Origin of the sequence: Kineococcus siccus, assembly GCF_009906795.1 — a bacterium.
GTDB classification, from domain to species: Bacteria; Actinomycetota; Actinomycetes; order Actinomycetales; family Kineococcaceae; genus Kineococcus; species Kineococcus siccus.
On record NZ_JAAALN010000008.1, the window covers coordinates 19975 to 45983 of the forward strand.

24 protein-coding genes are annotated in these 26009 nt (G+C 74.6%); 15 read left to right on the forward strand and 9 right to left on the reverse strand.

Annotation, left to right across the window (positions count from 1 at the left end; all coding sequences use genetic code 11):
- The first annotated feature begins 59 nt into the window (after positions 1–59).
- The 7 genes from GTR02_RS02420 to GTR02_RS02450 all read left to right on the forward strand — a co-directional run bounded on the left by GTR02_RS02420 (position 60) and on the right by GTR02_RS02450 (position 6360).
- On the forward strand, positions 60–1073 hold the full coding sequence (locus GTR02_RS02420) for a gluconeogenesis factor YvcK family protein (RefSeq protein ID WP_420814679.1): 1014 nt from the start codon (positions 60–62) through the stop codon (positions 1071–1073).
- 121 nt (positions 1074–1194) lie between these two features.
- Positions 1195–2175 carry a DNA-binding protein WhiA gene (whiA, locus tag GTR02_RS02425; protein WP_166605884.1) on the forward strand — a complete coding sequence of 327 codons (981 nt, stop codon included), beginning with the start codon at positions 1195–1197 and terminating at the stop codon, positions 2173–2175.
- Positions 2176–2395: 220 nt separating this feature from the next.
- Entirely contained in the window at positions 2396–3400 is a 1005-nt protein-coding gene (gene gap / locus GTR02_RS02430; protein WP_166605885.1) for a type I glyceraldehyde-3-phosphate dehydrogenase, read from the forward strand.
- 120 nt (positions 3401–3520) lie between these two features.
- Complete coding sequence (locus GTR02_RS02435) at positions 3521–4750, forward strand: phosphoglycerate kinase (RefSeq protein ID WP_166605886.1); 1230 nt, start codon at positions 3521–3523, stop codon at positions 4748–4750.
- A gap of 65 nt (positions 4751–4815) precedes the next feature.
- The gene (gene tpiA, locus GTR02_RS02440; protein WP_166605887.1) at positions 4816–5607 is read left to right on the forward strand and encodes a triose-phosphate isomerase; all 792 of its coding nucleotides are present in this window, start codon (positions 4816–4818) and stop codon (positions 5605–5607) included.
- A gap of 114 nt (positions 5608–5721) precedes the next feature.
- Complete coding sequence (gene secG / locus GTR02_RS02445) at positions 5722–5973, forward strand: preprotein translocase subunit SecG (RefSeq protein WP_166605888.1); 252 nt, start codon at positions 5722–5724, stop codon at positions 5971–5973.
- 36 nt (positions 5974–6009) lie between these two features.
- On the forward strand, positions 6010–6360 hold the full coding sequence (locus GTR02_RS02450) for an RNA polymerase-binding protein RbpA (protein ID WP_166605889.1): 351 nt from the start codon (positions 6010–6012) through the stop codon (positions 6358–6360).
- A gap of 116 nt (positions 6361–6476) precedes the next feature.
- On the opposite strand, the gene pgl is transcribed toward GTR02_RS02450, so the two are convergent.
- From pgl to tkt, 6 genes are all read right to left on the reverse strand, one after another.
- The gene (gene pgl / locus GTR02_RS02455) at positions 6477–7235 is read right to left on the reverse strand and encodes a 6-phosphogluconolactonase (RefSeq protein ID WP_166605890.1); all 759 of its coding nucleotides are present in this window, start codon (positions 7233–7235) and stop codon (positions 6477–6479) included.
- Positions 7232–8626 carry a glucose-6-phosphate dehydrogenase assembly protein OpcA gene (gene opcA / locus GTR02_RS02460; protein WP_166605891.1) on the reverse strand — a complete coding sequence of 465 codons (1395 nt, stop codon included), beginning with the start codon at positions 8624–8626 and terminating at the stop codon, positions 7232–7234. Before opcA ends, pgl begins: the two co-directional genes overlap by 4 nt.
- A gap of 37 nt (positions 8627–8663) precedes the next feature.
- Positions 8664–10205 (reverse strand): glucose-6-phosphate dehydrogenase, encoded by a 1542-nt coding sequence (gene zwf, locus GTR02_RS02465; protein ID WP_166605892.1) that lies wholly within the window; start codon positions 10203–10205, stop codon positions 8664–8666.
- Entirely contained in the window at positions 10202–10588 is a 387-nt protein-coding gene (locus GTR02_RS02470) for a hypothetical protein (RefSeq protein WP_166605893.1), read from the reverse strand. Before GTR02_RS02470 ends, zwf begins: the two co-directional genes overlap by 4 nt.
- On the reverse strand, positions 10585–11706 hold the full coding sequence (gene tal / locus GTR02_RS02475; RefSeq protein ID WP_166605894.1) for a transaldolase: 1122 nt from the start codon (positions 11704–11706) through the stop codon (positions 10585–10587). Before tal ends, GTR02_RS02470 begins: the two co-directional genes overlap by 4 nt.
- A gap of 133 nt (positions 11707–11839) precedes the next feature.
- Positions 11840–13933, reverse strand: coding sequence for a transketolase (gene tkt, locus GTR02_RS02480; protein ID WP_166605895.1), 2094 nt, complete (start codon positions 13931–13933; stop codon positions 11840–11842).
- A gap of 401 nt (positions 13934–14334) precedes the next feature.
- Here tkt and GTR02_RS02485 point away from each other — a divergent pair, with 401 nt between their 5' ends.
- Entirely contained in the window at positions 14335–15360 is a 1026-nt protein-coding gene (locus GTR02_RS02485; RefSeq protein ID WP_338073529.1) for a heme o synthase, read from the forward strand.
- A 229-nt stretch (positions 15361–15589) separates the two neighbouring features.
- On the opposite strand, the gene GTR02_RS02490 is transcribed toward GTR02_RS02485, so the two are convergent.
- From GTR02_RS02490 to GTR02_RS02500, 3 genes are all read right to left on the reverse strand, one after another.
- Complete coding sequence (locus GTR02_RS02490) at positions 15590–16570, reverse strand: COX15/CtaA family protein (RefSeq protein WP_205708489.1); 981 nt, start codon at positions 16568–16570, stop codon at positions 15590–15592.
- A 63-nt stretch (positions 16571–16633) separates the two neighbouring features.
- Positions 16634–17443, reverse strand: coding sequence for an ABC transporter permease (locus GTR02_RS02495; RefSeq protein WP_166605897.1), 810 nt, complete (start codon positions 17441–17443; stop codon positions 16634–16636).
- Complete coding sequence (locus tag GTR02_RS02500; protein ID WP_166605898.1) at positions 17440–18390, reverse strand: ATP-binding cassette domain-containing protein; 951 nt, start codon at positions 18388–18390, stop codon at positions 17440–17442. The genes GTR02_RS02495 and GTR02_RS02500 overlap by 4 nt, the downstream gene beginning before the upstream one ends.
- A 135-nt stretch (positions 18391–18525) precedes the next feature.
- On the opposite strand from GTR02_RS02500, the gene GTR02_RS02505 reads away from it, so the two are divergent.
- From GTR02_RS02505 to GTR02_RS02535, 7 genes are all read left to right on the forward strand, one after another.
- Positions 18526–19335, forward strand: a complete 810-nt coding sequence (locus GTR02_RS02505) for a helix-turn-helix transcriptional regulator (protein ID WP_338073530.1) — start codon at positions 18526–18528, stop codon at positions 19333–19335.
- Positions 19336–19397: 62 nt separating this feature from the next.
- The gene (sufB, locus tag GTR02_RS02510; RefSeq protein WP_205708501.1) at positions 19398–20777 is read left to right on the forward strand and encodes a Fe-S cluster assembly protein SufB; all 1380 of its coding nucleotides are present in this window, start codon (positions 19398–19400) and stop codon (positions 20775–20777) included.
- A complete protein-coding gene (sufD, locus tag GTR02_RS02515) occupies positions 20777–22048 on the forward strand; it encodes a Fe-S cluster assembly protein SufD (protein ID WP_166605901.1) in 1272 nt (423 codons plus the stop codon). The genes sufB and sufD overlap by 1 nt, the downstream gene beginning before the upstream one ends.
- Positions 22048–22806, forward strand: a complete 759-nt coding sequence (gene sufC / locus GTR02_RS02520) for a Fe-S cluster assembly ATPase SufC (RefSeq protein WP_166605902.1) — start codon at positions 22048–22050, stop codon at positions 22804–22806. The genes sufD and sufC overlap by 1 nt, the downstream gene beginning before the upstream one ends.
- 10 nt (positions 22807–22816) lie before the next feature.
- On the forward strand, positions 22817–23164 hold the full coding sequence (locus GTR02_RS02525; RefSeq protein ID WP_166605903.1) for a metal-sulfur cluster assembly factor: 348 nt from the start codon (positions 22817–22819) through the stop codon (positions 23162–23164).
- Positions 23165–23259: 95 nt separating this feature from the next.
- Entirely contained in the window at positions 23260–24456 is a 1197-nt protein-coding gene (locus tag GTR02_RS02530; protein WP_166605904.1) for an FAD-binding domain-containing protein, read from the forward strand.
- 356 nt (positions 24457–24812) lie between these two features.
- Entirely contained in the window at positions 24813–25841 is a 1029-nt protein-coding gene (locus tag GTR02_RS02535) for a GGDEF domain-containing protein (RefSeq protein ID WP_166605905.1), read from the forward strand.
- Positions 25842–26009: the final 168 nt, after the last annotated feature.

The window sequence follows — 26009 nt, forward strand, 5'->3', positions numbered from 1 at the left end:
CGCCGCCCGCCGGGGGCGGGCCGACGTCCGGCGGGGGCCCGCCCACGGGCCCGCTGCCCCTGGGCCTCGGCGGCCTGCCGACCAGCGCCCCGGCCGCGCCGGCCGTCGTGGCGCTGGGCGGCGGTCACGGCCTGTCCGCGTCGCTGTCCGCCCTGCGCCACCTCACCGACCGGCTGACGGCCGTCGTCACCGTGGCCGACGACGGCGGCTCGTCGGGTCGGCTGCGCCGCGAGCTGGGCTGCCTGCCCCCGGGGGACCTGCGGATGGCGCTGTCCGCGCTGTGCGACGACTCCGAGTGGGGCCGCACGTGGCGCGACGTGCTGCAGCACCGGTTCGCCTCCGAGGGCGGCCTGCACCAGCACGCGACCGGGAACCTGCTCATCGCGACGCTGTGGGACCTGCTCGACGACCCCGTGGCGGGCCTGGACTGGGTCGGCCGGCTGCTCGGCGCGCGCGGGCGGGTCCTGCCCATGGCGGGGGTCCCGCTGGACATCGAGGCCGACGTCCTCGGCCTCGTCGCCGGCGACGAGGACGCCCCGACGTCCGTGCGCGGGCAGGTGGCGGTGGCGTCCACGACGGGCCGGGTCACCGCGGTGCGCCTGGTCCCGACCGACCCGCCCGTGCGCCCGGAGGTGCTGGAGGCCATCGCCACGGCGGACTGGGTCGTGCTCGGGCCCGGGTCCTGGTTCACGAGCGTCCTGCCGCACCTGCTGGTACCGGCGCTCGCCGAGGCGCTGACGAGCACCCGCGCGCGGCTGTGCGTCACGCTGAACCTAGCCGTGGAGTCGGGCGAGACCGACGGGTTCTCGGCCGAGGCGCACCTCGAGGTGCTCGCCGCGCACGCGCCCTCGCTGCGCGTGGACGCCGTCGTGGCGGACCCCGTCGCGGTGGGCGACCCGCACGCGCTGTCGGAGGCCGCCGCGGACCTGGGGGCCCGCGTGCTGCTGCGCCAGGTGTCGCTGGGGGACGGGACGCCGCGCCACGACGCCCTGCGGCTGGCCGCCGCCTACCGCGACGTGTTCGCCGGCAGCTACGGGGACCTCGACCCGCGCGGCGGGCGGGCGGGGTCGTGACCGAGGATGGGGACCACGCGGTGAGACAGCAGCCGCTCAGCTCAGGTGCAGGTGCAGGTGGTGGTGCAGCGAGAGGCGCGTCCGGCGGTGCCGGGCGGGCGAGGGTCGGAGGAGGACACCCATGGCGATGACGGCGGCGGTCAAGGACGAGCTGAGCCGGCTCCCCGTCACGACGACGGCGGCGCGCAAGGCCGAGGTGTCGGTGATGCTGCGGTTCGCGGGCGGGCTGCACATCGTCTCCGGGCGCATCGTGATCGAGGCCGAGCTCGACTCCGCCTCGATCGCCCGGCGCCTGCGGCGCGACATCGCCGACGTCTTCGGCCACCCCAGCGACCTGCTGGTGGTGCAGGCCGGGGGCCTGCGGCGCGCCACCCGCTACGTGCTGCGCGTCGCGCGGGAGGGGGAGTCGCTGGCGCGGCAGACGGGTCTGCTGGACACCCGCGGCCGCCCGGTGCGCGGGCTCCCCTCGCACATCGTGTCCTCGACGGCGCAGATCGCGGAGGCCGCCTGGCGCGGTGCCTTCCTGGCCCGCGGCTCGCTCACGGAGCCGGGCCGCTCGGCCGCCCTGGAGGTCACCTGCCCCGGCCCCGAGGCGGCGCTCGCCCTCGTCGGCGCCGCACGCCGGCTCGAGCTCTCGGCCAAGGCCCGCGAGGTGCGGGGCGTCGACCGCGTCGTGCTCCGCGACGGCGACGCCATCAGCGCGCTGCTGACCCGCCTGGGTGCGCACGACGCGATGATGACGTGGGAGGAGCGGCGGATGCGCCGCGAGGTCCGCGCCACCGCCAACCGCCTGGCCAACTTCGACGACGCGAACCTGCGGCGCTCGGCCCGGGCCGCCGTCGCGGCCGGAGCGCGCGTCGAGCGCGCGCTCGAGCTGCTGGGCGACGACGTCCCGGACCACCTGCTGCAGGCCGGCCGGCTGCGCCTGGAGCACAAGCAGGCGAGCCTCGAGGAGCTCGGGGCGCTGGCCGACCCGCCCATGACCAAGGACGCCATCGCGGGCCGCATCCGCCGGCTGCTCGGGATGGCGGACAAGAAGGCGCAGGACCTGGGACTGCCGGGCACCGAGTCCGGCCTCACGGCCGACATGCTCGACGCCTGACGGGGCGGTCCGGGCCACCCGCCTGCGCCGAGGCGTGAGCCAGGCCATAGGGTCGGCTGCGACGCCGCGGGACGCGTCCGGCCGTGGTCGGCGCCCCGGGGCGCAGGCCGCACCGGCAGAGCCCGGCGGCCCGCACCACCAGTACGCACCAGGACCAGTTCCGCAGAGCACGAGACGCGCACCTGAGCCGGCTCCGGCGCGGGTGCAAGGAGGAGAGCGCATGACCGTTCGCGTGGGCATCAACGGCTTCGGCCGCATCGGCCGCAACTTCTTCCGCGCAGCCCTGGCGTCCGGCGCCGACATCGAGGTGGTGGGGGTCAACGACCTCACCGACGCGAAGGCCCTGGCCCACCTGCTCAAGCACGACTCGATCCTCGGCAAGCTCGACCAGGACGTGACGGCCGAGGACGGCGCCATCGTCGTCGGCGGCAAGCGGATCGCCGTGCTCGCCGAGCGCGACCCCGCGAAGCTCAGCTGGGGCGAGCTGGGCGCCGACGTCGTCGTGGAGTCCACGGGCTTCTTCACCGACGCGACGAAGGCCAAGGCCCACCTGGACGCGGGCGCCAAGAAGGTCGTCATCTCCGCGCCGGCCACCAACGACGACGTCACCGTCGTCCTGGGCGCCAACGAGGGCGACTACGACGCGGCGACGCACCACGTGATCTCCAACGCGTCGTGCACGACCAACTGCCTCGCGCCGCTGGCCAAGGTCCTCGACGACTCCTTCGGGATCGTCAAGGGCCTCATGACCACGATCCACGCCTACACGGCCGACCAGAACCTCCAGGACGGCCCGCACAAGGACCTGCGTCGCGCGCGCGCCGCGGCCCTCAACATCGTCCCGACCAGCACGGGCGCCGCAAAGGCGATCGGGCTGGTCCTGCCCGGGCTGAAGGGCAAGCTCGACGGCTACGCCCTGCGGGTGCCGGTCCCCACCGGCTCCGCCACGGACCTCACCGTGGAGCTGTCGCGCGAGGTGACGCTCGAGGAGGTCAACGCGGCCTACAAGGCGGCGGCCGACGGCCCGCTGAAGGGCTACCTCGTCTACTCCGACGAGCCCCTGGTCTCCACCGACATCCAGGGCGACCCGGCGTCGTGCATCTACGACTCGGGCCTGACCAAGGTCAACGGCACGCAGGTCAAGGTCGTCGGCTGGTACGACAACGAGTGGGGCTACTCCAACCGCCTCGTCGACCTCGTCGCGATGGTCGGCAGCTCGCTCTGACCTGAGCACCGCCGTCCCGGGCCCGGGGAGGCCGCACCCTGCGTGCGGGCTCCCCGGGCCTCGCGACGACCGGACCACCCCGCCGCGCCCGCACCACCGCGCCCCGCACCGAGGAGCCCCGTGAAGACGATCGACGACCTGGAAGCCGAGCTCGGGGGGCTGCGCGGTCGCCGCGTGCTCGTCCGCAGCGACCTGAACGTCCCGCTGGACTCCTCCGGGGACGCCCCGCGGATCACCGACGACGGGCGGGTGCGGGCCTCGGTGCCCACGCTGCGCCGCCTGCTGGACGCCGGCGCCCGGGTCGTCGTCGTCGCCCACCTCGGCCGCCCGAAGGGCGTCCCGGAGGCGAAGTACTCCCTCGCGCCCGTGCACGCGCGCCTCGCGGAGCTGCTGGCCCCGTCCGCGGTCGCCTTCTGCCCCGAGACGGTGGGACCGCAGGCGGCGCAGGCCGTGGCCGCCTTGGCCGACGGCGAGCTGGTGCTGCTGGAGAACCTCCGCTTCGCCGCGGGGGAGACCAGCAAGGACGACGCCGAGCGCAGCGCGTTCGCCGACGAGCTGGCCGCGCTGGCCGACGCCTACGTCTCCGACGGCTTCGGCGCCGTGCACCGGCGCCACGCCAGCGTCTACGACGTCGCGACGCGCCTGCCGCACGCGGCCGGCGGCCTCGTCGCGACCGAGGTCGAGGTGCTCCGCCGCCTCACCACGTCGCCCGAGCGCCCCTACGCCGTCGTCCTCGGCGGCTCCAAGGTCTCCGACAAGCTCGGGGTCATCGACAACCTGCTCGGCTCGCTGCTGACGGCGGGGGACCGGCTGCTGGTCGGCGGGGGCATGGTCTTCACCTTCCTGGCCGCGGGCGGTCACGAGGTCGGCCGCAGCCTGCTCGAGACCGACCAGCTGGACCGCGTCCGCGGCTACGTGGAGACCGCCGCCGCCAAGGGGGTGGAGCTCGTCCTGCCGACCGACGTCGTGGCCGCCACGGAGTTCTCCGCCGACGCCGGGCACGACGTGGTCGCGGTCGACGCGATCCCGGCCGACCGCCTGGGCCTGGACATCGGCCCCGCCTCCTCGGCCGCCTTCGCGCAGGCCCTGGCCGACGCCCGCACGGTGTTCTGGAACGGCCCCATGGGCGTGTTCGAGATGGAGCCGTACAGCCACGGCACGCGGGCCGTCGCGCAGGCCCTGGTCGACGGCGGCTCCTTCAGCGTCGTCGGTGGTGGTGACTCCGCCGCGGCCGTGCGCACGCTGGGCTTCGCCGACGAGCAGTTCGGTCACATCTCCACGGGCGGCGGCGCGAGCCTCGAGTTCCTCGAGGGCAAGCACCTGCCCGGCCTCGACGTCCTCGAGAGCTGACCCCCGCACGCACCCGCACGACCGCCCGACCCCGTGACGACGCCGCCGCGACCCTGAGGAGTCCCGTGAGCACCCCCCGCACCGCGCTGATCGCCGGCAACTGGAAGATGGTCCTGGACCACCAGCAGGGCACCCTGCTGGTCCAGAAGCTGGACTGGACGCTGAAGGACGCCAAGCACGACTACGCGGCCGTGGAGGTCGTCGTCCTGCCCTCCCACACGAGCCTGCGCACGGTCCAGACGCTCATCGAGGGCGACAAGCTCTCGATCGCCCTCGGCGCGCAGGACGTCTCCGCGCACGACGCGGGCGCCTACACGGGTGAGGTGTCCGGGCCGCAGCTCGCGAAGCTGGGCGTGCGCTACGTGGCCGTCGGGCACTCCGAGCGCCGCCAGTACCACGGCGAGGACGACACCCTCGTGGCCGCGAAGACGGCCGCCGCCCTCAAGCACGGGCTGGTGCCGATCGTCTGCGTCGGCGAGGCGCTGGAGGTGCGCCGGGCGGGGCAGCACGTGGAGTTCGCGGTCGCGCAGGTCGAGTCCGCCCTCGCCGGCCTCAGCCCCGAGCAGGTCGCGGGCCTGGTGCTCGCCTACGAGCCCGTCTGGGCCATCGGCACCGGTGAGGTCGCGACCCCCGAGGACGCCCAGGAGGTCTGCGCCGCGCTGCGCGCCGCGGTGGGCCGGGTCTTCGGCGCGGACGCGGCCGCCGCGGTGCGGGTGCTCTACGGCGGCTCGGTCAAGCCGGCCAGCATCGCCTCGATCATGGCCCAGCCGGACGTCGACGGTGCTCTCGTGGGCGGGGCGAGCACGGACGCGGGCGACTTCGCCAGCATCGTGCGCTTCCGCGACCACCCCGCCTGACCTGACCCGCCTCCGAACGCGGCGGGGCCCGTCCCCGTCCCCGGATGGCTTACTCTGTGTACGCCCTGGCCCGGCCGCTCCCTCGCAGGAACGGCCTCGACGAGAAGGATCCGCGTGTCTGTTCTGCGCATCGTGCTGCAGGTGCTGCTCGCCATCTCGAGCCTGTTCCTGACGCTGCTGATCCTCCTGCACAAGGGCAAGGGTGGCGGTCTGTCGGACATGTTCGGCGGCGGCGTGACGACGAGCCTCTCCGGGTCGAGCATGGCGGAGCGCAACCTCAACCGCTTCACCGTGGGTGTCGCCCTGGTGTGGACGGTGTGCATCGTGCTGCTGGGCCTGGTCGAGCGGTTCACCAACGAGTTCTGAGCTTCTCAGACACGACGGACGAGGGGAGATCAACTCGTGGCAGGTGGCAACGCCATCCGGGGTAGCAGGGTCGGCGCCGGGCCGATGGGGGAGGCGGAGCGCGGGGACACGGCCCCCCGGATCCGCATCTCCTACTGGTGCGCCAACGGGCACGAGACGCGGCCCAGCTTCGCCGAGGAGTCGGGCGTCGAGCCGCCCGAGACCTGGGACTGCCCGCGGTGCGGCTTCCCGGCGGGCACCGACCGGGCCAACCCCCCGGCGCCGCTGAAGAACGAGCCGTACAAGACGCACCTCGCGTACGTCAAGGAGCGACGCAGCGACGCCGACGGCGAGGCCATCCTCAACGAGGCCCTCGAGGGTCTGCGCCGCCGGGGTCTCATCCGCTGAGGCTCCCGCGCGGTCCGCGTCAGCTGCCGGACCGCCAGCACGAGCGCGACGACCGCGCGACCACGGAGGCCCCCGACCGGACAGGTCGGGGGTCTTCGTCGTGCGCGGACCGCGGCTCAGAGGTCGCCGGCCGCCGCGGCGTCGACGAGCCACACGGTGGCCTCGCGGCCGTGCGCGCCCGCCGCGGGAGTCTCCGCGACGTCCCCGCCGCCCACCCCGCGCGCGACTGCGGCGGCCTTCTCCGGCCCGGCCGCGACGACCCACACCTGCCGGGCTCGCGCCAGCGCGCCGAACGTGAAGGACAGCCGCACGGGCGGCGGCTTGGGCGACGCCCGGACCCCGATGACGCTGGAGTCGTCGCGAGCCAGCCCGGGGTGCTGCGGGAACAGGGAGGCGACGTGCCCGTCCGGGCCCATGCCCAGCAGCAGCACGTCGAACGCGGGCACCTCGGCGCCGTCCGCGGCGGCCGCGAGCGCGGCGGCGTAGCGGGCGGCGGCCGCGTCCGGGTCGTCGCCGTCGGGTCCGTCGGACGCCGGCGGGACGTGGACCAGCGCGCGGTCCAGGGGCAGGTGGCGCAGCAGCGCCTCCTCGGCCTGGGTCGCGTTGCGCTCGGGGTCGCCGGCCGGCAGGAACCGCTCGTCGCTCCACCACACGTGCACGCGCGTCCAGTCGACGGCGTCGCGGGCGGGGGAGCCGGCCACGGCCGCCAGCGCCTTCGTGCCGATCGTGCCGCCTGTGAGCGACACGTGCGCCACCCCGCGCCGCGCCTGGGCGTCGGCGAGCGCGGCCAGGAGGCGGCCCGCGACGGCGTGCGCGAGGACGTCCGGCGAGGGGTGGACGACGACGAGGGGGGCCTCGCCCGGTCCGCCCGTCACGACGCGGCTCCCCGCGTGCGCGGGGAGGTCTTCGCGGCGGACGCCCGCTTCGCCGGGGCGCTCTTCGCCGGCGCGGTCTTCGTCGCGGCGGCCTTCGCCGGCGCGGCCTTCGTGGGCGCGGCCTTCGTGGGCGCGGCCTTCGTGGGCGCGGCCTTCGCCGGGGCGCTCTTCGCCGGCGCGGTCCTCGCCGCAGCGCTCTTGGCGGCCGCCGTGGCCGTGCCCCGGCCCACCCGGGCGCGCAGGACCGCCTGCGTGCCCTGGTCCTGGGGCGGGTTGCCGTCCGGGGCGTTGGCCGAGAAGGCGTTCGCCGGGACGGCCGCGGACCCCGAGCGCTGCGCGGCGTCCGACGGCTGCGCCCGCTTCATGGCGCGCGACACGCGCGCCGACTCCTTCTGCGCCGCGGCCTGGCCGCGGGCGGCCTCGGCGGGTGGGGAGATCCGGCCCTGGGCCTGCGCCTGAGCGACGGACATCGTCCGGGCCCCGACGGCCGGCAGGCCGTGCACGAGCGTCTCGCCGTACACCTCGTCCGGGTCGAGCCGGCGCAGCTCCTCGGTCAGGCAGTCCTTGACGGGACGACGGGCCAGGGCGATGCGGCGCTCGGGCTGTCCCGGCTGGGTCAGCGTCGCGACGGTCTGGTCGGGGCGGATGAGCTCCACCGCACCGGACTTGCGGTCCAGGCGGACGCTCTGGACGCCCGTGCCCTTCTTGGTGCGGGCGCGCACGACGGGCGCCTTGAGCTTGACGGCGAGCCACGCCGCGAGCAGCTCGGTGCTGGGGCTGTCGGGGGCCCCCGCGACCGTGACCTGCGTGACGGGCTCGTAGGGCGGCTGGTCCAGCGCGGCGGCCAGCAGGGCACGCCAGTTCGTGAGGCGCGTCCAGGCGAGGTCGGTGTCGCCCGCGCGGTAGTGCGCCCGGCGGTGCTCGAGCGACTTCGCGGGGTTCGGCGTCTCGGCGGAGTCGGTGATGCGCCGCTGCGCGATGGCCCCGATGGGGTCGCTCTGCAGGTCCTCGGGCGCGGCCCCCACCCACCACGCGACGATCGGCGCGTCGGAGAGCAGCAGCGGCACCACGGTCGTCTCACCGTGGTCCACCAGCGGCCCGTACAGGCGCAGCACGACCACCTCGCTCGCGCCCGCGTCACCGCCCACGCGGATCTGCGCGTCGAGGCGCGCGGTGCCGCGGCGGTTGCCGCGCGCGAGGACCAGCACGCGGCAGGGGTGCTCGCGGCTGGCCTCGTTGGCGGCCTCGATGGCGTCCTCGGCGTGCGCGTCGTCCGTGACGACGCACAGGGTCAGGACGCGGCCCAGGGCCACCGCCCCGCCGGAGTCCCGGAGGTCGACGAGCGCCTTGTTCACGGCGCTGGTCGACGTGCTGGGCAGGTCGATGATCATGTGGTCTGCTCCCGGCTGGAGGTCGGTGCGACGGTGCTCACGGGCGTCGCCAGGTGCGGCCCGTGCGCGCCAGCATGTCGGTGGCGGACTGCGGGCCCCAGGTCCCGGACGAGTAGGCCTGCGGCTTGCCGTTCTTCGCCCAGTACGACGTGATCGGGTCGAGGATCTTCCACGACAGCTCGACCTCCTCGTGGCGCGGGAACAGCGGGGGGTCGCCCAGCAGCACGTCGAGGATGAGGCGCTCGTAGGCCTCGGGGCTGGACTCGGTGAAGGCGTGGCCGTAGCCGAAGTCCATCGTCACGTCACGCACCTCCATCGCGGTGCCCGGCACCTTCGACCCGAAGCGCATGGTGATGCCCTCGTCGGGCTGCACGCGGATGACCAGGGCGTTCTCGCCCAGCTCCTCGGTGGCGGTGCGCTCGAACGGCAGGTGCGGGGCGCGCTTGAAGACCACCGCGATCTCCGTGACGCGCCGGCCGAGGCGCTTGCCCGCGCGCAGGTAGAACGGCACCCCCGCCCAGCGGCGCGTGTCGACCTCCAGCTCGATGGCCGCGAACGTCTCGGTCGTGGAGCTGTCCGGGATGCCGTCCTCGTCGAGGTAGCCCTTGACGTAGTCGGAACCCTGCCAGCCCGCGGCGTACTGCCCGCGGGCGGTGGACTTCGACAGGTCCCTGGGCAGGCGCACGGCCGAGAGGACCTTGGCCTTCTCGGCCCGCAGGTCGGTGGCGTCGAAGGAGACCGGCTCCTCCATGGCCGTCAGGGCCATGAGCTGCAGCAGGTGGTTCTGGATGACGTCGCGGGCCGCGCCGATGCCGTCGTAGTACCCCGCGCGCCCGCCGATGCCGATGTCCTCGGCCATGGTGATCTGCACGTGGTCCACGTGGTTGGCGTTCCAGAGCGGCTCGAACATCTGGTTCGCGAAGCGCAGCGCCAGGATGTTCTGGACCGTCTCCTTGCCCAGGTAGTGGTCGATCCGGAAGACCGAGTCGGCGGGGAAGACGTCCTCGACCACGGCGTTCAGCTCGCGCGCGCTCTTGAGGTCGCGGCCGAACGGCTTCTCGATGACGACGCGGCGCCACTGGTCACCGTGCTGGGCGCTGAGCCCGCTGCGGGCCAGCTGCTTGGCCACGACCGGGAAGAACTTCGGCGGGATCGACATGTAGAACGCGTGGTTGCCGCCCGTGCCGCGGACGCGGTCGAGGTCGGACACCGTGGTCGCGAGCTGGTCGAAGGCGTCGTCGTCGTCGAAGTCGCCCGGCACGAAGCGGAAGCCCTCGGCGAGCTGCGCCCACACCGACTCCCGGAAGGGCGTGCGGGCGTGCTGGCGCACCGAGTCGTAGACGATCTTGCCGAAGTCCTGGTCGACCCAGTCGCGGCGGGCGAAGCCCGTCAGCGCGAAGCCCGGGGGGAGCAGGCCGCGGTTGGCGAGGTCGTAGATGGCCGGCATCAGCTTCTTGCGCGCCAGGTCGCCCGTGACCCCGAACATCACCATGCCGCAGGGGCCGGCGATGCGGGGCAGGCGGCGGTCGCGGGGGTCGCGCAGGGGGTTGTCCCCGGCCACGACGCGTGCGGGGCTCATGCGGACGCCTCTCCGGTGGTGTGGCGGGAGGCCCCGGGGGAGGCCTCCCCGGGCAGCGGTGCGGTCCGGCGCGGGGCGCGCCGCCCCCACCGGGAGCGGGGGCCGCGGCCGGAGCGCTCGGCGAGCGCGGCGCGCAGCGCGAGCAGCTCGGCGTCGGCACCGGTCGCGAGGAAGGCCTCGACGGCGGGGTAGTCGCGCGCCTGGAGGCTGGCGAGCAGCGCGTCGAGCGCGGCGTCCACCTGGGCGCGGTCGAACGGGGCGACGCTGACGAGCGTGCCGGCGCTGGCGCGCCCCACCCGGGAGGTGGGGCGCGCGGCGGCCGCGAGGGACGGCACCGCGGCGGCGTCCGCCGCCGCGGTGTCCCGCACCTCGACCAGGGTCACGCCTCGACCTGGGTCTTCACACGCTCCAGCTCGTCGGTCACGGTCTGCAGGAGCTCGCCCCAGGACGCCTCGAACTTCGACACGCCCTCCTTCTCGAGCAGCTCGGTGACCTCGGTGTAGGAGATGCCGAGGCGCTCGAGGTCGTCGAGGACCTGCTTGGACTCGCCGTAGGAGCCGCGGACGGTGTCGCCCGTGACCTCGGCGTGGTCCATCGTCGCGTCCAGCGTCTTGCCGGGCATGGTGTTGACGGTGTTCGGCGCGACCAGCTCGGTGACGTAGAGCGTGTCGGGCAGCTTCGGGTCCTTCACGCCCGTGGAGGCCCACAGCGGGCGCTGCGCCTTGGCGCCGGACTCCGCGAGCACCTGCCAGCGCGGCGTGGAGAAGACCTCCTCGTACGCCTGGTAGGCCAGGCGCGCGTTGGCGATGCCGGCCTTGGACCGCAGCGCGGTCGCCTCGGCGGTCTCGAGGGCGTCGAGGCGCTTGTCGACCTCGCTGTCCACGCGGGAGACGAAGAAGGACGCGACGGACTCGATCAGCGCGAGGTCGTGGCCGTTCTGCTTGGCCTGCTCCAGGCCCGTGAGGAAGGCCTGCATGACGGCGCGGTAGCGGTCGAGGGAGAAGATCAGCGTGACGTTGACGCTGATGCCCTCGGACAGCGCGGTGCTGATGGCCGCGAGGCCCTCGACCGTCGCGGGGATCTTGATGTACACGTTCGGCCGGTCGACGGCCTTCCAGAGCGTGCGCGCCGACTCCTCGGTGCCCGCGGTGTCGTGCGCGAGGCGGGGGTCGACCTCGAGGGAGACCCGGCCGTCGAGGCGGTCGGTGCGGTCGTAGACCGGGCGCAGGAGGTCCGCGGCGTGGCGGACGTCGGCGGTGGTGATCTGGAAGACGGCCTCGTCCACGTCGGCGCCCGCGGCGACGAGCTCCTTGACCTGGTCGGTGTAGGCGTCGCCCTTGGCGAGCGCGCTCGCGAAGATCGTCGGGTTCGTCGTGATGCCGAGGACGCCGTCGTCCACGAGCCGCTGCAGCTCGCCCGAGCCGATGAGCTCGCGGGACAGGTCGTCCAGCCAGACCGACACCCCGTGCTGCGAGAGCTCCGCCAGGTTGCTGTTCGTCATGTGCTTCTCCGTCTCCTCGTCCGTGGATCCGCCCGCGGTCAGCGGGCGGGGGCGCCGAGACGGCGCCCCGTGCTGCTGGCGCCCGCAGGCGCCGGGGGCGGGACCCGGGCCGGGGCCCGGGTCCCGCCGGTGGTCACTGGAGACCGGCGAGGCTCTCCTTGGCCGCGGTCACGACGGCCTCGTCCGTCAGGCCGAACTCGCGGTAGAGGTCCTGGTAGTCGGCCGAGGCCCCGAAGTGCTCGAGGCTGACGATCCGCCCGGCGTCGCCGGTCAGGTCGTGCCAGCTCTGCGCGATGCCGGCCTCGACCGCGACGCGCGCCTTGACCTGCGGGAGCAGGACGGTGTCGCGGTAGGACTGCGGCTGCTCGTCGAACCACTCGCGGCACGGCATGGAGACGACGCGCGTGGGCACGCCCTCCTCCTCGAGGCGGGCGGCGGCCGCGACGGCGATCTGCGTCTCGGACCCGGTGCCGATGAGGATGACCTGCGGCGTGGCCGCGGAGGCCTCGACGAGGACGTAGCCGCCCTTGGCGACCCCGTCCGCCGCACCCCAGCCGGCCTGCGAGCGGTCGAAGGTCGGCAGGTTCTGCCGGCTCAGCGCCAGGCCCGCGGGGCGGTCGGTGTGCTCGAGGATCGTCTTCCACGCCCACGCGGTCTCGTTGGCGTCGCCCGGGCGCACGACGTCGAGGCCGGGGATGGCGCGCAGCGCCGAGAGGTGCTCGACCGGCTGGTGCGTGGGGCCGTCCTCGCCCAGGCCGATCGAGTCGTGCGTCCACACGTAGGTGACCGGCAGCCGCATGATCGCCGCGAGCCGGACGGCGGGGCGCATGTAGTCGCTGAAGACGAGGAACGTGCCGCCGTAGGGGCGCGTCCCGCCGTGCAGCGCGATGCCGTTGAGGATGGCGCCCATGGCGTGCTCGCGGATGCCGAAGTGCAGGGTGCGCCCGTACGGGCTGCCCTGCCACGTCTTCGTCTGGCGGCTCTCGGGCAGGAAGCTCGGCTCGCCCTTCATCGAGGTGAGGTTGGACTCCGCGAGGTCCGCGGAACCGCCCCACAGCTCGGGCAGGGTCGAGGCGAGGGCGTTGAGGACCTCGCCGGAGGCCTTGCGGCTGGCGATCGAGGTGCCCGCCTCGAACGTCGGCAGCGCCGACGCCCAGCCCTCGGGCAGCGTGCGGGTGGAGATGCGGTCGAACAGCCCGCCGCGCTCGCCGGCGCCGCTGCGCCACGCGTCGAAGCGGGTCGTCCAGGACTCGTGCAGGGTGCGGCCGCGCTCGCGGGCGCCGCGCACGTGGGCCAGGACGTCGTCGTCGACCTGGAAGGTCTGCTCCGGGTCGAAGCCCATGACCTCCTTGGTGGCGCGGACCTCGGACTCGCCCAGCGCGGAGCCGTGCGACTTGCCGGTGTTGTGCGCGTTCGGGGCCGGCCACGCGATGAGCGTGCGCAGGATGACGATGGACGGGCGCCCGGTCTCCTCCTTGGCCGCCTCGAGCGCCTCGTGCAGGCCCGCGACGTCCTCGGTGTAGGGACCCTCGCCACCGTTGGTCCAGTCGATGGTCTGCACGTGCCAGCCGTACGCCTCGTAGCGCTTGCCGGTGTCCTCGGCCAGGGCGATGGCCGTGTCGTCCTCGATGGAGATGTGGTTCGCGTCGTAGACGACGACGAGGTTGCCGAGCTCCTGCACGCCCGCGATCGAGGACGCCTCGGAGGACACGCCCTCCTGGATGTCGCCGTCGGAGGCCAGCACCCAGATGGTGTGGTCGAACGGGCTCGTGCCGGGGGCCGCCTCGGGGTCGAACAGACCGCGCTCGCGGCGGGCCGCCATGGCCATGCCGACGGCGGAGGAGATGCCCTGGCCCAGCGGGCCGGTGGTCATCTCGACGCCGGCCAGGTGGCCGTGCTCGGGGTGGCCGGGAGTCTTCGAGCCCCACTTGCGCAGCGCCTTGAGGTCGTCCAGCTCGAGGCCGTAGCCGGCCAGGTACAGCTGGACGTAGAGCGTCAGGCTGGAGTGCCCGCACGACAGCACGAAGCGGTCGCGGCCCGTCCAGTCCGGGTCGGCGGGGTCGTGCTGGATCATCTTCTGGAACAGCAGGTACGCCACGGGGGCCAGGCTCATGGCCGTCCCCGGGTGTCCGTTGCCCGATCGTTGGACCGCGTCCATGGCGAGGACCCTGACGGTGTCCACCGCCCGGTCGTCCAGGTCGCTCCACTCGAGGCTCTGCCGGCTCACGTGTCTCCTCCCGTGCGAACCAGGTATCCGTCCAGCGCCGGGTCGGCGGTGGGTGGACCGGCCGTGGTCCGCTCTCTGTCTCCGTCGTCACCCCGGGGCCCTCTGCCGGACCCTCGCTGCCTCTGGTCCGCCACGCCCCGTCCGGGGGTGGCGGCGGCGACCGGCCACGAGGCCTGGCGTCGCCGTGGCACCGTCGTCCGAGGCGTTCGTCCTCCGCGGCGTCCCGGCACGAGGTGTGCTCGTCTCCGGATCACCGCGTGGCGAGCCTACTCGCAGCGGGTCCTTCCGCAGCTCGCGACCGCCACGCTCCGTGGTGGCCGCCGCGGCGGCCCGGTCAACGACAAGTGGTAGGAGCGGCGTAGAGTCGTGCGTGCCCGATGTCGCCTCGCCCTGAGGACACTGTGACTGTCGTCGACCCGCGTCCCACGGACGCCTCCGCGCACGCGCGCACCCTCTCGGTGCTCCGCCGCCGCGGGGGACGTCAGCGTCCTCCCCGCTTCCCGCGGGTGGCGGCGTACGTCTCGCTGACCAAGCCGCGGATCATCGAGCTCCTCCTCATCACGACCATCCCCGTGATGCTGTTCGCGCAGGGGGGTCTGCCGCCGCTGCTGCTGCTGGTCACGACCTTCGTCGGCGGCGCGCTCGCGGCCGGGTGCGCGAACACCCTGAACTGCTACTTCGACCGCGACATCGACGCGCTCATGAAGCGCACCGAGGGCCGCCCGCTCGTCACCGGTGAGGTCACGCCGCGGCAGGCGCTCGTCTTCGCGGCCGCGCTGGGCGTGGCGTCGGTGGCGGTCTTCCTGGCCTTCGTCAACGCCCTGTCCGCGGTGCTGGCGCTCGTCGCGATCGCCCTCTACATCGTGGGCTACACGCTGCTGCTCAAGCGCCGGACGTCGCAGAACATCGTCTGGGGCGGTGTCGCGGGCTGCATGCAGGTCCTCATCGGCTGGACGGCCGTGCGCGGGCAGCTCGACTGGGCGCCGTTCGTCCTCTTCGGCGTCATCTTCCTGTGGACGCCGCCGCACTACTGGCCGCTGTCGGTGCGCTACCGCGAGGACTACGCCAACGCCGGGGTGCCGATGCTCCCCGTCGTGGCGAAGCCGACGACGGTGGCCCGCCAGATCGTCGCCTACACGTGGGCGATGGTGGCCTGCTCGCTGCTCCTGGTCCCCGTCGGCGGCGCCGGCATGGTCTACCTCGGCGCGGCCGTGGTCCTCGGCCTCGGCTTCCTCGCGCAGACCTACGGGCTGCTGCGGCGCACGCGCCGCTTCGAGGCGGCCACGGGCGGCCGCGACGCCGGGACGCTGGAGCAGCTCAAGGCGATCAGCCCGATGGGCGTCTTCCACGGCTCGATCACCTACCTGACGCTGCTGTCGGCCGCCGTGGCGCTCGACCCCTTCCTCCGGGTCGCCTGGCCCTTCTGAGGGCTCTTGCCCGCACGACGACGCCCCCCCGACCGGTCCGGTCGGGGGGGCGTCGTCGTCGTGCGAGCACCGGCCCGACGTGCGGGGCGCAGGGCCCGGGGCCTAGAGAGCACCCGCACGAGCGCGGGGGACAGCGGCCGTCGGCGGGTGCGGCGGTGATGCGCGGGCCCGTGGACCAGGTCGCGGGGAGGTCGGGCCGTCGCGAGGTCGGGCCGGGGGCGGTGACGGGTCAGGCGGTGGCGGCGGCGCGGCGGTCGGGGACCTGGACGGGGACCTCGTCGCGGGGGGCGGTGAGCGCGCACAGCAGCCGGACCTGGAGCACGACGAGCAGGCACGCCATGCCCATGTGGATCGCCACGAGCACCCACGGCAGGTCGGTGAAGTACTGCGTGTAGCCCACGACGCCCTGGAGCAGCGTGGCGACGAGCAGCAGCACCGAGGCGTGGCGGGCGGCGGGTGGCGCCGACGTCGCCCGCAGGGCCACGACGAGACCGATGAGCAGGCCCACGTAGGCCATGACGAGGTCGGCGTGCAGCCAGCTGACGGCCTGCGGGTCGAGGCCGAAGCGGGCCGGCTCGTCGGCGTCGCCGGAGTGCGGACCGGAACCCGTGACGACCGTGCCGACCACGACGACGGCGTAGAGCAGCGCGGCGGCCAGCCAGGCGCCGCCGCGGACCTCGCGGCGCACGACGACGGCGCGCGGCCCGGACGTCTCGAGCCCGCGCCGCCACAGGATCGTCGAGGCCGTCACGAGCAGCATCGAGACGAGGAAGTGGGTCATGACGTAGCCGGGCGCGAGTTCCATGTGCACCGTGATGCCGCCGATGACGGCCTGCGCCAGGATGCCGAAGATCACCAGCCCCACGTAGGGGAGCAGGTCGCGGCGGCGGTGGCGCCAGACGGCGACGAGGCAGGCGAGGGCGATGATCCCGACGAGCCCCGTGAGCGTCCGGTTGCCGAACTCGATCCACTTGTGGAAGCCCTGCTCCTGCTGCACGACGGGCACGTAGGACCCCGGGACGCACTGCGGCCAGGTGGGGCAGCCGAGGCCGGAGCCGGTCAGCCGCACGACGCCGCCGGTCACGACGATGAGGCACTCGGCGACGACGTTGAGCAGGAGGATGCGCGAGGCCCAGCGGGGGAGGGCGGCGCGCAGGCCGCGGCGCTCCGGCGGGTTCGTGGTGCTGCTTCGGCCGACCGTGACGCTCACGCGTCGATGGTATGTCGCGCCCCGCGACGACCCCGGCCCGTGGTCGGCGTCACGGGTGTGACATCACTCCCAGCGGAACCAGCGCGCGCACGCGGCGGTCGCGAGCGCCGCCCAGACCGCCAGCACGAGCAGCGGCCACGGGGCGACGGCGCCGTCGGCCAGCGCCGCGCGCAGCGCCCCGCCCAGCGCCCCCGAGGGCAGCAGGTCCGTGACGGGCGCGAGCGGCGACGGCAGCACGAGCCCACCGCCCGCGAGCAGCAGGACCCAGACGAAGTTGGCGATCGCGAGCGTGCCCTCGGCGCGGACGGTCCCGGCCAGCAGCAGGCCCAGCGCGGTGAACGCCGCGACCCCGAGCAGGACCGCGGGCACGGCCGCGAGCACGGGCGGCAGCTGCGGCCGCCAGCCGACGGCGAGGCCCACCAGCCCCAGCACGACGACCTGCACGGCGACCAGGAGCAGGACCGCGAGGACCTTGCCGACGACGAGGCCCGGGCGCCCCAGCGGCGTGGTCGCCAGCAGCCGGAGCACGCCGTTGCGGCGGTCGAAGCCGGTCGCGATGGCCTGCCCCGTGAACGCGGTCGAGACCACGGCCACGGCCAGCACGCCCGCCAGCGCGAGGGCGGGCCGGTCGCCGTCGCCCAGGTCGAGCGACGTGGTCCGGACGGCGGCGACGAGGACGAGCACGGGCAGGACGAGCGTCAGGAGCAGCTGCTCCCCGTTGCGCAGCGCGATGCGCGCCTCGAACGACCCCTGCCGCAGCGTCCGGCGCCACCAGGGCGCGGCGCCGCCGGCCGGGGACAGGTCCAGCGCCGCGGCGCGGGCGGCGGGCGGTCCGCCGGGGCGGGCGGCGGCCACCGAGGCGCTGCCGCTCACCGCAGGCTCCGGCCGGTGAGGTCGAGGAACACGTCTTCGAGGGTACGTCGCTGGGCGCCGAGCCCCTCGGGGAGGACGTCGTGGGTGGCGCACCACGACGTCACGGTGGCGGCCACGCGCGGGTCGGCCGGGATGCCCAGCACCGCGTAGTGGCCGGGCTCGCCCTCCACGACGTCGGCGTCCACGGGCAGGGCCAGGCGCAGCGACTCGGTCGGCAGCCCCGGCCGGGCCACGAAGGTCAGCACGGCGGGCCCGCGGGTCAGCGCCTCGGGGGTGCCCTGGGCGACGACCCGGCCGGCGTCGATGACCACGACGTCGTCGGCCAGCCGCTCGGCCTCCTCCATGAGGTGGGTGGTCAGCACGACCGCCACACCGCTGCTGCGCGCCTCGCGCACCACGTCCCACACCGCGAGCCGCGCCTGCGGGTCCAGCCCCGCGCTCGGCTCGTCGAGGAAGACGAGCTCGGGCCGCCCGACGAGCGCGCACGCCATCGCCAGGCGCTGGCGCTGCCCGCCCGAGAGCCGGCGCACGCGGGTCCGGGCGAAGGACGTCAGGCCCAGCCGTTCGGCGAGCGCGTCGACCGGCAGCGGGGCGGAGTGCAGGCCCGCGACGTGGCGCAGCGCCTCGAGCGCCCCCACCCCCGTGGGCAGCCCGCCGTCCTGCAGCATCACGCCGACGCGCGGCCGCAGCGCCGCGGCGTCGGCCACCGGGTCCAGCCCCAGCACGCGCAGCCGGCCGCTGTCGGCGCGCTGCAGCCCCTCGCAGCACGCCACCGTCGTGGTCTTGCCGGCGCCGTTGGGGCCGAGCAGGGCCGTGACCCGGCCCGGCGCCGCCGCGAAGGTGAGCCCGTCCAGCACGCGGGTGGAGCCGTAGCTCTTGCGGAGGTCCTCGACGAGGACCGCGGGCGCCGTCGTGGCCGTGACGGGGGAGGGGAGCGGGCTGGCCACGCCCGGAGTCTACGAGCCGCGGTAGTACCCGCCCGCCCACGGCGGGACCCCCGGTGTCGCCCGGCCGGCGAATTAGGTAACATCGACGTTGTGGAATTGGTGAGGGGAGCCTCACCTCGGCCGCCGGTGCTCCCGGTGCCGGGGTCGGAGGAGCTGCGGACGCGCACGCGGCTGCGCACCGCCGTGGCCGAGCTCGGCCCGGTGACCGCGGGGGCCCTCGCGACCCAGCTCGGCCTGACCAGCGCGGCCGTGCGCCGCCACCTCGACGCGCTGACCGCCGAGGGCGTCGTCGAGACGCGCGAGCCGAGCCCGGCCCAGCGTCGCGGCCGCGGCCGTCCCGCCCGGGAGTACGTCGTGTCCTCCGCGGGCCACGACACGCTGCCGGCGGGCTACGACGACCTGGCCCTGACGGCCCTGGCCTACCTGGCCGAGGTGCAGGGCCCCGCCGCCGTGCAGGACTTCGCCGAGCGCCGCCTCGCCGGCCTCGAGGAGCGCCTGAGCACGGCGGTCGCGGCCGCCGGACCGGGGACCGGGGAGCGCGTCGCGGCCCTCGCCGCGGCGCTCGCGGCCCAGGGCTACGCCGCCTCGGCGCGTCCCGTCGCGCGGGGAACAGCCGCCGAGGGCACCCAGTTGTGCCAGGGGCACTGCCCGGTGCGCCGGGCCGCGGAGGCCTTCCCCGAGCTGTGCGAGGCGGAGGCGAAGGTCTTCGAGCGCGTGCTCGGCACCCGGGTCCAGCGCCTGGCGACCCTGGCCCGCGGCGCCCACGTCTGCACGACCTACGTGCCCTCCGACCACCACCCACCGGACCGGCTGCCCGCCCGGGCCGCCCACGACTCCCCGGACCGGGTCACCGACCCGGCACCGGGTGCCACGACCAGCACGAGCACGACCCTCGACGGCACCACCGCGGGGACAGCGACGCCGACGGAAGGACGACGACGATGACCACCGAACTCACCCCCGAGCTCGTCACCCCCCAGACCACGGGACCCGCCGAGCTGGAGGACATGGGCCGCTACCGCTACGGCTGGTCGGACTCCGACGCCGCGGGGAAGGTCGCCAAGCGCGGCCTGTCCGAGGACGTCGTGCGCGACATCTCGTCGAAGAAGTCCGAGCCCGCCTGGATGCTCGAGAACCGGCTCAAGGCGCTGAAGATGTTCGGCCGCAAGCCCATGCCCGACTGGGGCTCCGACCTCACGGGCATCGACTTCGACAACATCAAGTACTTCGTGCGCTCGACGGAGAAGCAGGCGACCAGCTGGGACGACCTGCCCGCCGACATCAAGGAGACCTACGACCGCCTGGGCATCCCGGAGGCGGAGAAGCAGCGCCTCATCGCGGGCGTCGCGGCGCAGTACGAGTCGGAGGTCGTCTACCACCAGATCCGCGAGGACCTGGAGGAGAAGGGCGTCATCTTCGTCGACACCGACACGGGGCTGCGCGAGCACGAGGAGCTCTTCCGGGAGTACTTCGGCACCGTCATCCCCTCCGGCGACAACAAGTTCGCGGCGCTGAACTCGGCGGTGTGGTCCGGCGGGTCGTTCATCTACGTCCCCAAGGGCGTGCACGTGGACATCCCGCTGCAGGCCTACTTCCGGATCAACACCGAGAACATGGGCCAGTTCGAGCGGACGCTGATCATCGCCGACGAGGACTCCTACATCCACTACGTCGAGGGCTGCACGGCGCCGATCTACCAGAGCGACTCGCTGCACTCCGCGGTCGTGGAGATCATCGTCAAGAAGAACGCCCGCGTGCGGTACACGACCATCCAGAACTGGTCGAACAACGTCTACAACCTGGTGACCAAGCGCGCCACGGCCGCCGAGGGCGCCACCATGGAGTGGATCGACGGCAACATCGGCTCCAAGGTGACGATGAAGTACCCGGCGGTCTACCTCATGGGCGAGCACGCCCGGGGCGAGACGCTGTCCATCGCCATGGCCGGCGAGGGCCAGCACCAGGACGCGGGCGCCAAGATGGTGCACGCGGCGCCGCACACCGCGAGCTCGATCGTCTCCAAGTCGATCGCCCGCGGCGGGGGCCGCACGTCCTACCGGGGCCTCATCCAGGTCCTCGAGGGCGCGCACCACTCGGCGTCCACGGTCCGCTGCGACGCGCTGCTCGTGGACACGATCAGCCGCTCGGACACCTACCCCTACAACGACATCCGCGAGGACGACGTCGTCATGGGGCACGAGGCCACGGTCTCCCGCGTCAGCGAGGAGCAGCTGTTCTACCTCATGAGCCGCGGCATGGCCGAGGACGAGGCCATGGCCATGATCGTGCGCGGGTTCATCGAGCCCGTCGCGCGCGAGCTGCCCATGGAGTACGCGCTGGAGCTGAACCGCCTGATCGAGCTGCAGATGGAAGGGGCCGTCGGCTGATGACCGCCGTCGACGAGACGACCGACCCGATCACCGAGACGCCGCCGAACGCGGCCCGGGCGCACAGCCACGGCGCCGGCACGGTGCCCGACGCGAGCCGCGCGGAGCGCGTCACGTCCTACGACGTCGCCGACTTCGCCGTGCCCGGTGGCCGCGAGGAGGAGTGGAAGTTCTCCCCGCTGAAGGTGCTCGCGCCGCTGTTCGCCGTGGCCGGGGGCGACGAGACGGCGGCCGTCGAGGTCTCCGGGCCCGACGTCGTGGAGCACCGCACGGGCACGCCCGCGGAGATCGGCGCCGGCCCGGGGTTCCGCCCCGGTGACCGCGCCGCCGCGGCGAGCTGGGCGGCGACCACGCACGCCCACCTCGTGCGGATCCCCGCCGAGGCGGAGCTCGACGCGCCCGTGCTGGTCACGGTGCGCGGTGAGGCCGGCCGCACGACCTCCGGCCACCTGCTCGTCGAGGCCGGGCACCACAGCAAGGGCCTCGTCGTGCTCGACCACGTCGGGGGCGGCGCCCACCGCGGTGGCGTGGAGGTCCGCGTCGGCGACGGCGCGCAGATCACCGTGGTGTCGCTGCAGGAGTGGGACGACGACGCCGTGCACGTCGGTCAGCACGACGTGGTCGTCGGCCGCGACGCGTTCGCCCGGCACATCGCGGTCAGCCTGGGCGGCAGGGCCGTGCGCATCTCCGCCAACCTGCGCTACGCGGGGCCCGGCGGGGACGCCCAGCTGCTCGGCGTGTACTTCGCCGACGCCGGCCAGCACCTCGAGCACCGGCAGTTCGTCGACCACGAGGCCACGAACTGCAAGAGCTACGTGGAGTACAAGGGCGCGCTGCAGGGCGACGGCGCGCACGCCGTCTGGATCGGCGACGTCCTCATCCGGGCGGCTGCCGAGGGCACCGAGACGTACGAGCTGAACCGCAACCTGCTGCTCACCGACGGCGCGCGCGCCGACTCCGTGCCGAACCTCGAGATCGAGACCGGCGAGATCGTCGGCGCGGGGCACGCGAGCGCCACGGGCCGCTTCGACGACGAGCAGCTGTTCTACCTGCAGTCGCGCGGCATGCCCGAGGCCGACGCGCGCCGGCTCGTGGTGCGCGGCTTCTTCGCCGACATCATCGGCCGGATCGGCCTGCCCGACCTCGCCGACCGCCTGATGGCGACGATCGAGACCGAGCTCGCCGCGACGATGCCGGGCGCGCACGACGCGCTGCAGGCCCTCGCGACCGCCCCGGCCACCCCGACCACCAGCACGACCGAGGAGAACTGATGGCCACCCTGGAGATCCGCGACCTGCACGTCACCGTGGCCGAGGCCGACGGTGGCGCCAAGGAGATCCTGCGCGGGGTCGACCTGACCATCCGCTCCGGCGAGGTCCACGCGATCATGGGCCCGAACGGGTCGGGCAAGTCCACGCTGGCCTACTCCATCGCCGGGCACCCGAAGTACACCGTCACCAGCGGCACGGTGACCCTCGACGGCGAGGACGTCCTCGCGATGAGCGTCGACGAGCGCGCCCGCGCCGGCCTGTTCCTCGCCATGCAGTACCCGGTCGAGGTCCCCGGTGTCACGGTCTCGAACTTCCTGCGCACCGCCAAGACCGCGGTCGACGGCGAGGCCCCGAAGCTGCGCACGTGGGTCAAGGACGTCAAGCAGGCGATGGACGACCTGCGCATGGACGCCACGTTCGCTGAGCGCAACGTCAACGAGAACTTCTCCGGCGGCGAGAAGAAGCGCCACGAGATCCTCCAGATGGAGCTGCTCAAGCCGAAGTTCGCCGTCCTCGACGAGACCGACTCCGGTCTCGACGTGGACGCGCTGAAGGTCGTCTCCGAGGGCGTCAACCGCTCGCTGGAGCGCACCGACGTCGGCGTGCTGCTCATCACGCACTACACGCGCATCCTGCGCTACATCACCCCCCAGTTCGTCCACGTGTTCGTCGACGGTCGCGTCGCCGAGCAGGGTGGCCCCGAGCTGGCCGACGCGCTCGAGGAGTCCGGCTACGACCGGTACCTCGCCAAGGCCTGAGGAGCCCACGATGAGCGAGACGGAGACCCCGGCCGCGGCCGGCCCGACGCCCGCGGCGATCGCGGACGTCGAGGAGGCGCTGAAGGACGTCGTCGACCCCGAGCTGGGGATCAACGTCGTCGACCTGGGGCTGATCTACGGCCTCAGCGTCACCGACGACAACGTCCTGACGATCGACATGACGCTCACGAGCGCGGCCTGCCCGCTGACCGACGTCATCGAGGACCAGACGCGCGAGGCGCTCCTCGACGTCGTGGCCGACCACCGCATCAACTGGGTGTGGATGCCGCCGTGGGGTCCGGAGAAGATCACCGACGACGGCAAGGAGCAGCTGCGCGCCCTCGGCTTCAATCTCTGAGGCGACAGCCGCACGGCTGAGCACGCGCACGACCGGCGGCCCGCGGAGCGAGAGCTCCGCGGGCCGTCGTGCGTCGCGCGGGGGAGGATCACCGGGTGCCTCTCCTCCCGCCCCCGCCTCCCGAGCGCGACGGCGCGCTCGCCTGGGTCCGCGACCACCTCGGGCACCTCGCGTGCGACGACGTCACCGCGTCGTCGGTGCGCGGCGGCCAGGCCGCCGCGGACACCGCCCTCGCGACCCTGGACCTGACGGGGTACGCCGCGCGCCGCAACGAGGTGTGGCCGCCCACCCGGCGGGGGGCGACGCGGCTGTCGCCCTACATCCGGCACGGGCTGCTGCCGCTGCCCGCGGTGTGGGCCGCGGCGGCCGGCGCCCCGCCCCGCGACCGGGCGAAGTTCCGCGACGAGCTGCTGTGGCAGGAGTACGCCCGCCACCTCTACGCCCGGGTCGGGGCGGCCACCGCGCACCCGCTGCGGTTCGAGGCGCCCGTGCCCGCGAAGCCGTGGCCGCGCGAGCCGTGGCCGCAGGAGATGGCCTGCATGGCCGCGACGACGCAGGAGCTGCACACCGACGGGTGGCTCGTGAACCAAACCCGCATGTGGCTCGCCTCGCAGTACGCGGTGCGCGCCGGCGCGGACTGGCGCGAGGGCGCGGCCGAGATGTACCGGCACCTGCTCGACGGGTCCCCGGCCGCCAACCGCCTGGGCTGGCAGTGGGCGGTCGGCACGGGGACGGGCAAGGTCTACGGGTTCAGCCGCTGGCAGGTCGAGAAGCGGGCCCCGGGGCTGTGCGGGACGTGCGCGCTGCGCCGCGCGTGCCCGGTGCAGGACTGGCCGGACGCCGAGGCCGGGCCGCGCGTGGAGCCGCCGGCCGGCCTCGCGGGCGGGGTGAGCGACGCCGGGCCCGAGGCGCCCCAGGGCCCGGGTGCACCCGACACCGTCTGGCTGACCGCGGAGTCGCTCGGCGACACCGACCCCGCGCTGGCGGCCCACCCCGGCCTGCCGGCCGTCTTCGTGCTCGACGAGCCGCTCCTGGCGCGCCTGCGGCTGTCCGGCAAGCGACTGGTGTTCCTGGCCGAGACGCTCGCCGAGCTCGGTGTCGACGTCCACCTCGGCGACCCGGTCGAGGAGCTGCGGGGGCGTCGTCTCGCCGTCACGCACGCCCCGGTGCCCGGCTTCGCCCGCCGCGCGGCCCGACTCGACGTCGTCGTGCGGCACCCGTGGCCGTGGCTGCGCCGGCCCGGCACCGGATCGCTGCGCTCGTTCAGCGCCTGGAGCCGCTCCGGGCGCTGAGCCCGGCGACGCGCGCCGGCGCCGGGGACGCCCAGCCGGGCGGAGCCTCCGGCCCGCCCGGACAGCCGTGCCCCCGGGGTGCCGATGACCGGGTGGTACCCCCGGGTCCACCCACCGGCCCGGGGGCGAGGTGAGAGGCCGGACGTGAACCCGCAGCGGCAGCGCCGCGCCGCGCCCCGGAGCGGGAGGCGACCCGCGACGGACCGGTGGCGGCGCCGGCTGCGCCCGCTCCCGGCCCGCTGGACGCCAGCGGCTCCCGCGCCGGGACCCTCGCCGGTGACCGCGGGGGCACCGACCACCTGGCGGTCCGAGGGTCGCCCGCGAACCGGCGGTGGAACTCCCGGGCCACCGTGCTCATGGCCGCGCCCGGATCGCTGGTCCTGCTGGCCCTCGCCCCGTTCGTCCCCGACACCCGGCTCATGCTGGCCGCGGCCGCGAGCGCCGCCGTCATCGCCGTGTGGGCCCACCTGACGCCCGTGACCGCGCCGGCGTGGGTGCGCACCGGCTACTCGGCGTGGGCGGCGGTGGTGCTCGTCGCCGGGACGGCGGCGGCGGAGTCGATCCCGTCCCTGGACATCGGCGGCATCGCGCTGCTGTGCCCGGTGCTCGTGATCGCCATGACGCGCTCGGGCTGGGAGATCGTGCTGCAGCTCGTCTGGCAGCAGCTCGCGTGGGGCGCCTACCTGCTGAGCACGGGGTCCGTGGAGCGCGCCGTCGTCGGTGTCGTCGTCGGCGCCAGCGTCCTCGGCCTCGTGGCGGGCTGCACGAGCTGGTTGCGTGGCGTCGTCGAGGACGCGCTGCGCGAGCTCACCGACAGCGCTGGACGCGACCCGCTGACGGGCCTGCTGAACCGCCGCGGCCTCGCGTCGGCGCCCGCGACGACGGCGTCGGGCTGGCTCCTGCTCCTCGACCTGGACCACTTCAAGCGCATCAACGACGAGACCGGCCACGCGGTGGGGGACGAGACCCTCGTGTGGTTCGCGGGCCTGCTCGCGGCCTCCGTCGGTCCCGGGGAGGTCGCGGCCCGTATCGGCGGTGAGGAGTGCGTCGTGCGCCTGCCCGACGGGGCCGACGCCGCCGCGTGCGCGGAGGAGCTCCGGGCGGCCGTCGGTGCGGCCTCGCGCACCCGCCCCGTGCCGGTGACCGTGAGCATCGGCGTGGCCCGCGGGACCTGGGCGGACCTGCCCGCGGCGCTCGCCGCCGCCGACGCCGCGCTGTACACCGCGAAGCGGACGGGACGCGACCGGGTCGTCCTCGCGCCCGACCCACCGGCCGCCGGGAACGCACCCCCCGGCAACGCACCCGCCGGGAACGCACCCCTCCCGAGCGTCCCCCTCCCGGCGGGACGCCTCGGGCGCCGCCGAGCGCACCGCGGCGCCCGTTGAGCCCGCCACCCGGCGCCGCCGTCGCCGGGTGCGGTCGCCTCAGCCTGGATCCACCGCTGGATGACCGGTGAGCTCGTGGTGACCTGCCGAAGGCAGGTCACCACGAGCAGGGTGTGAGGCAGTCGCCGACCGGTGTCGGCTCCTCCACTGTGGTTCCTGGTCGTGCCC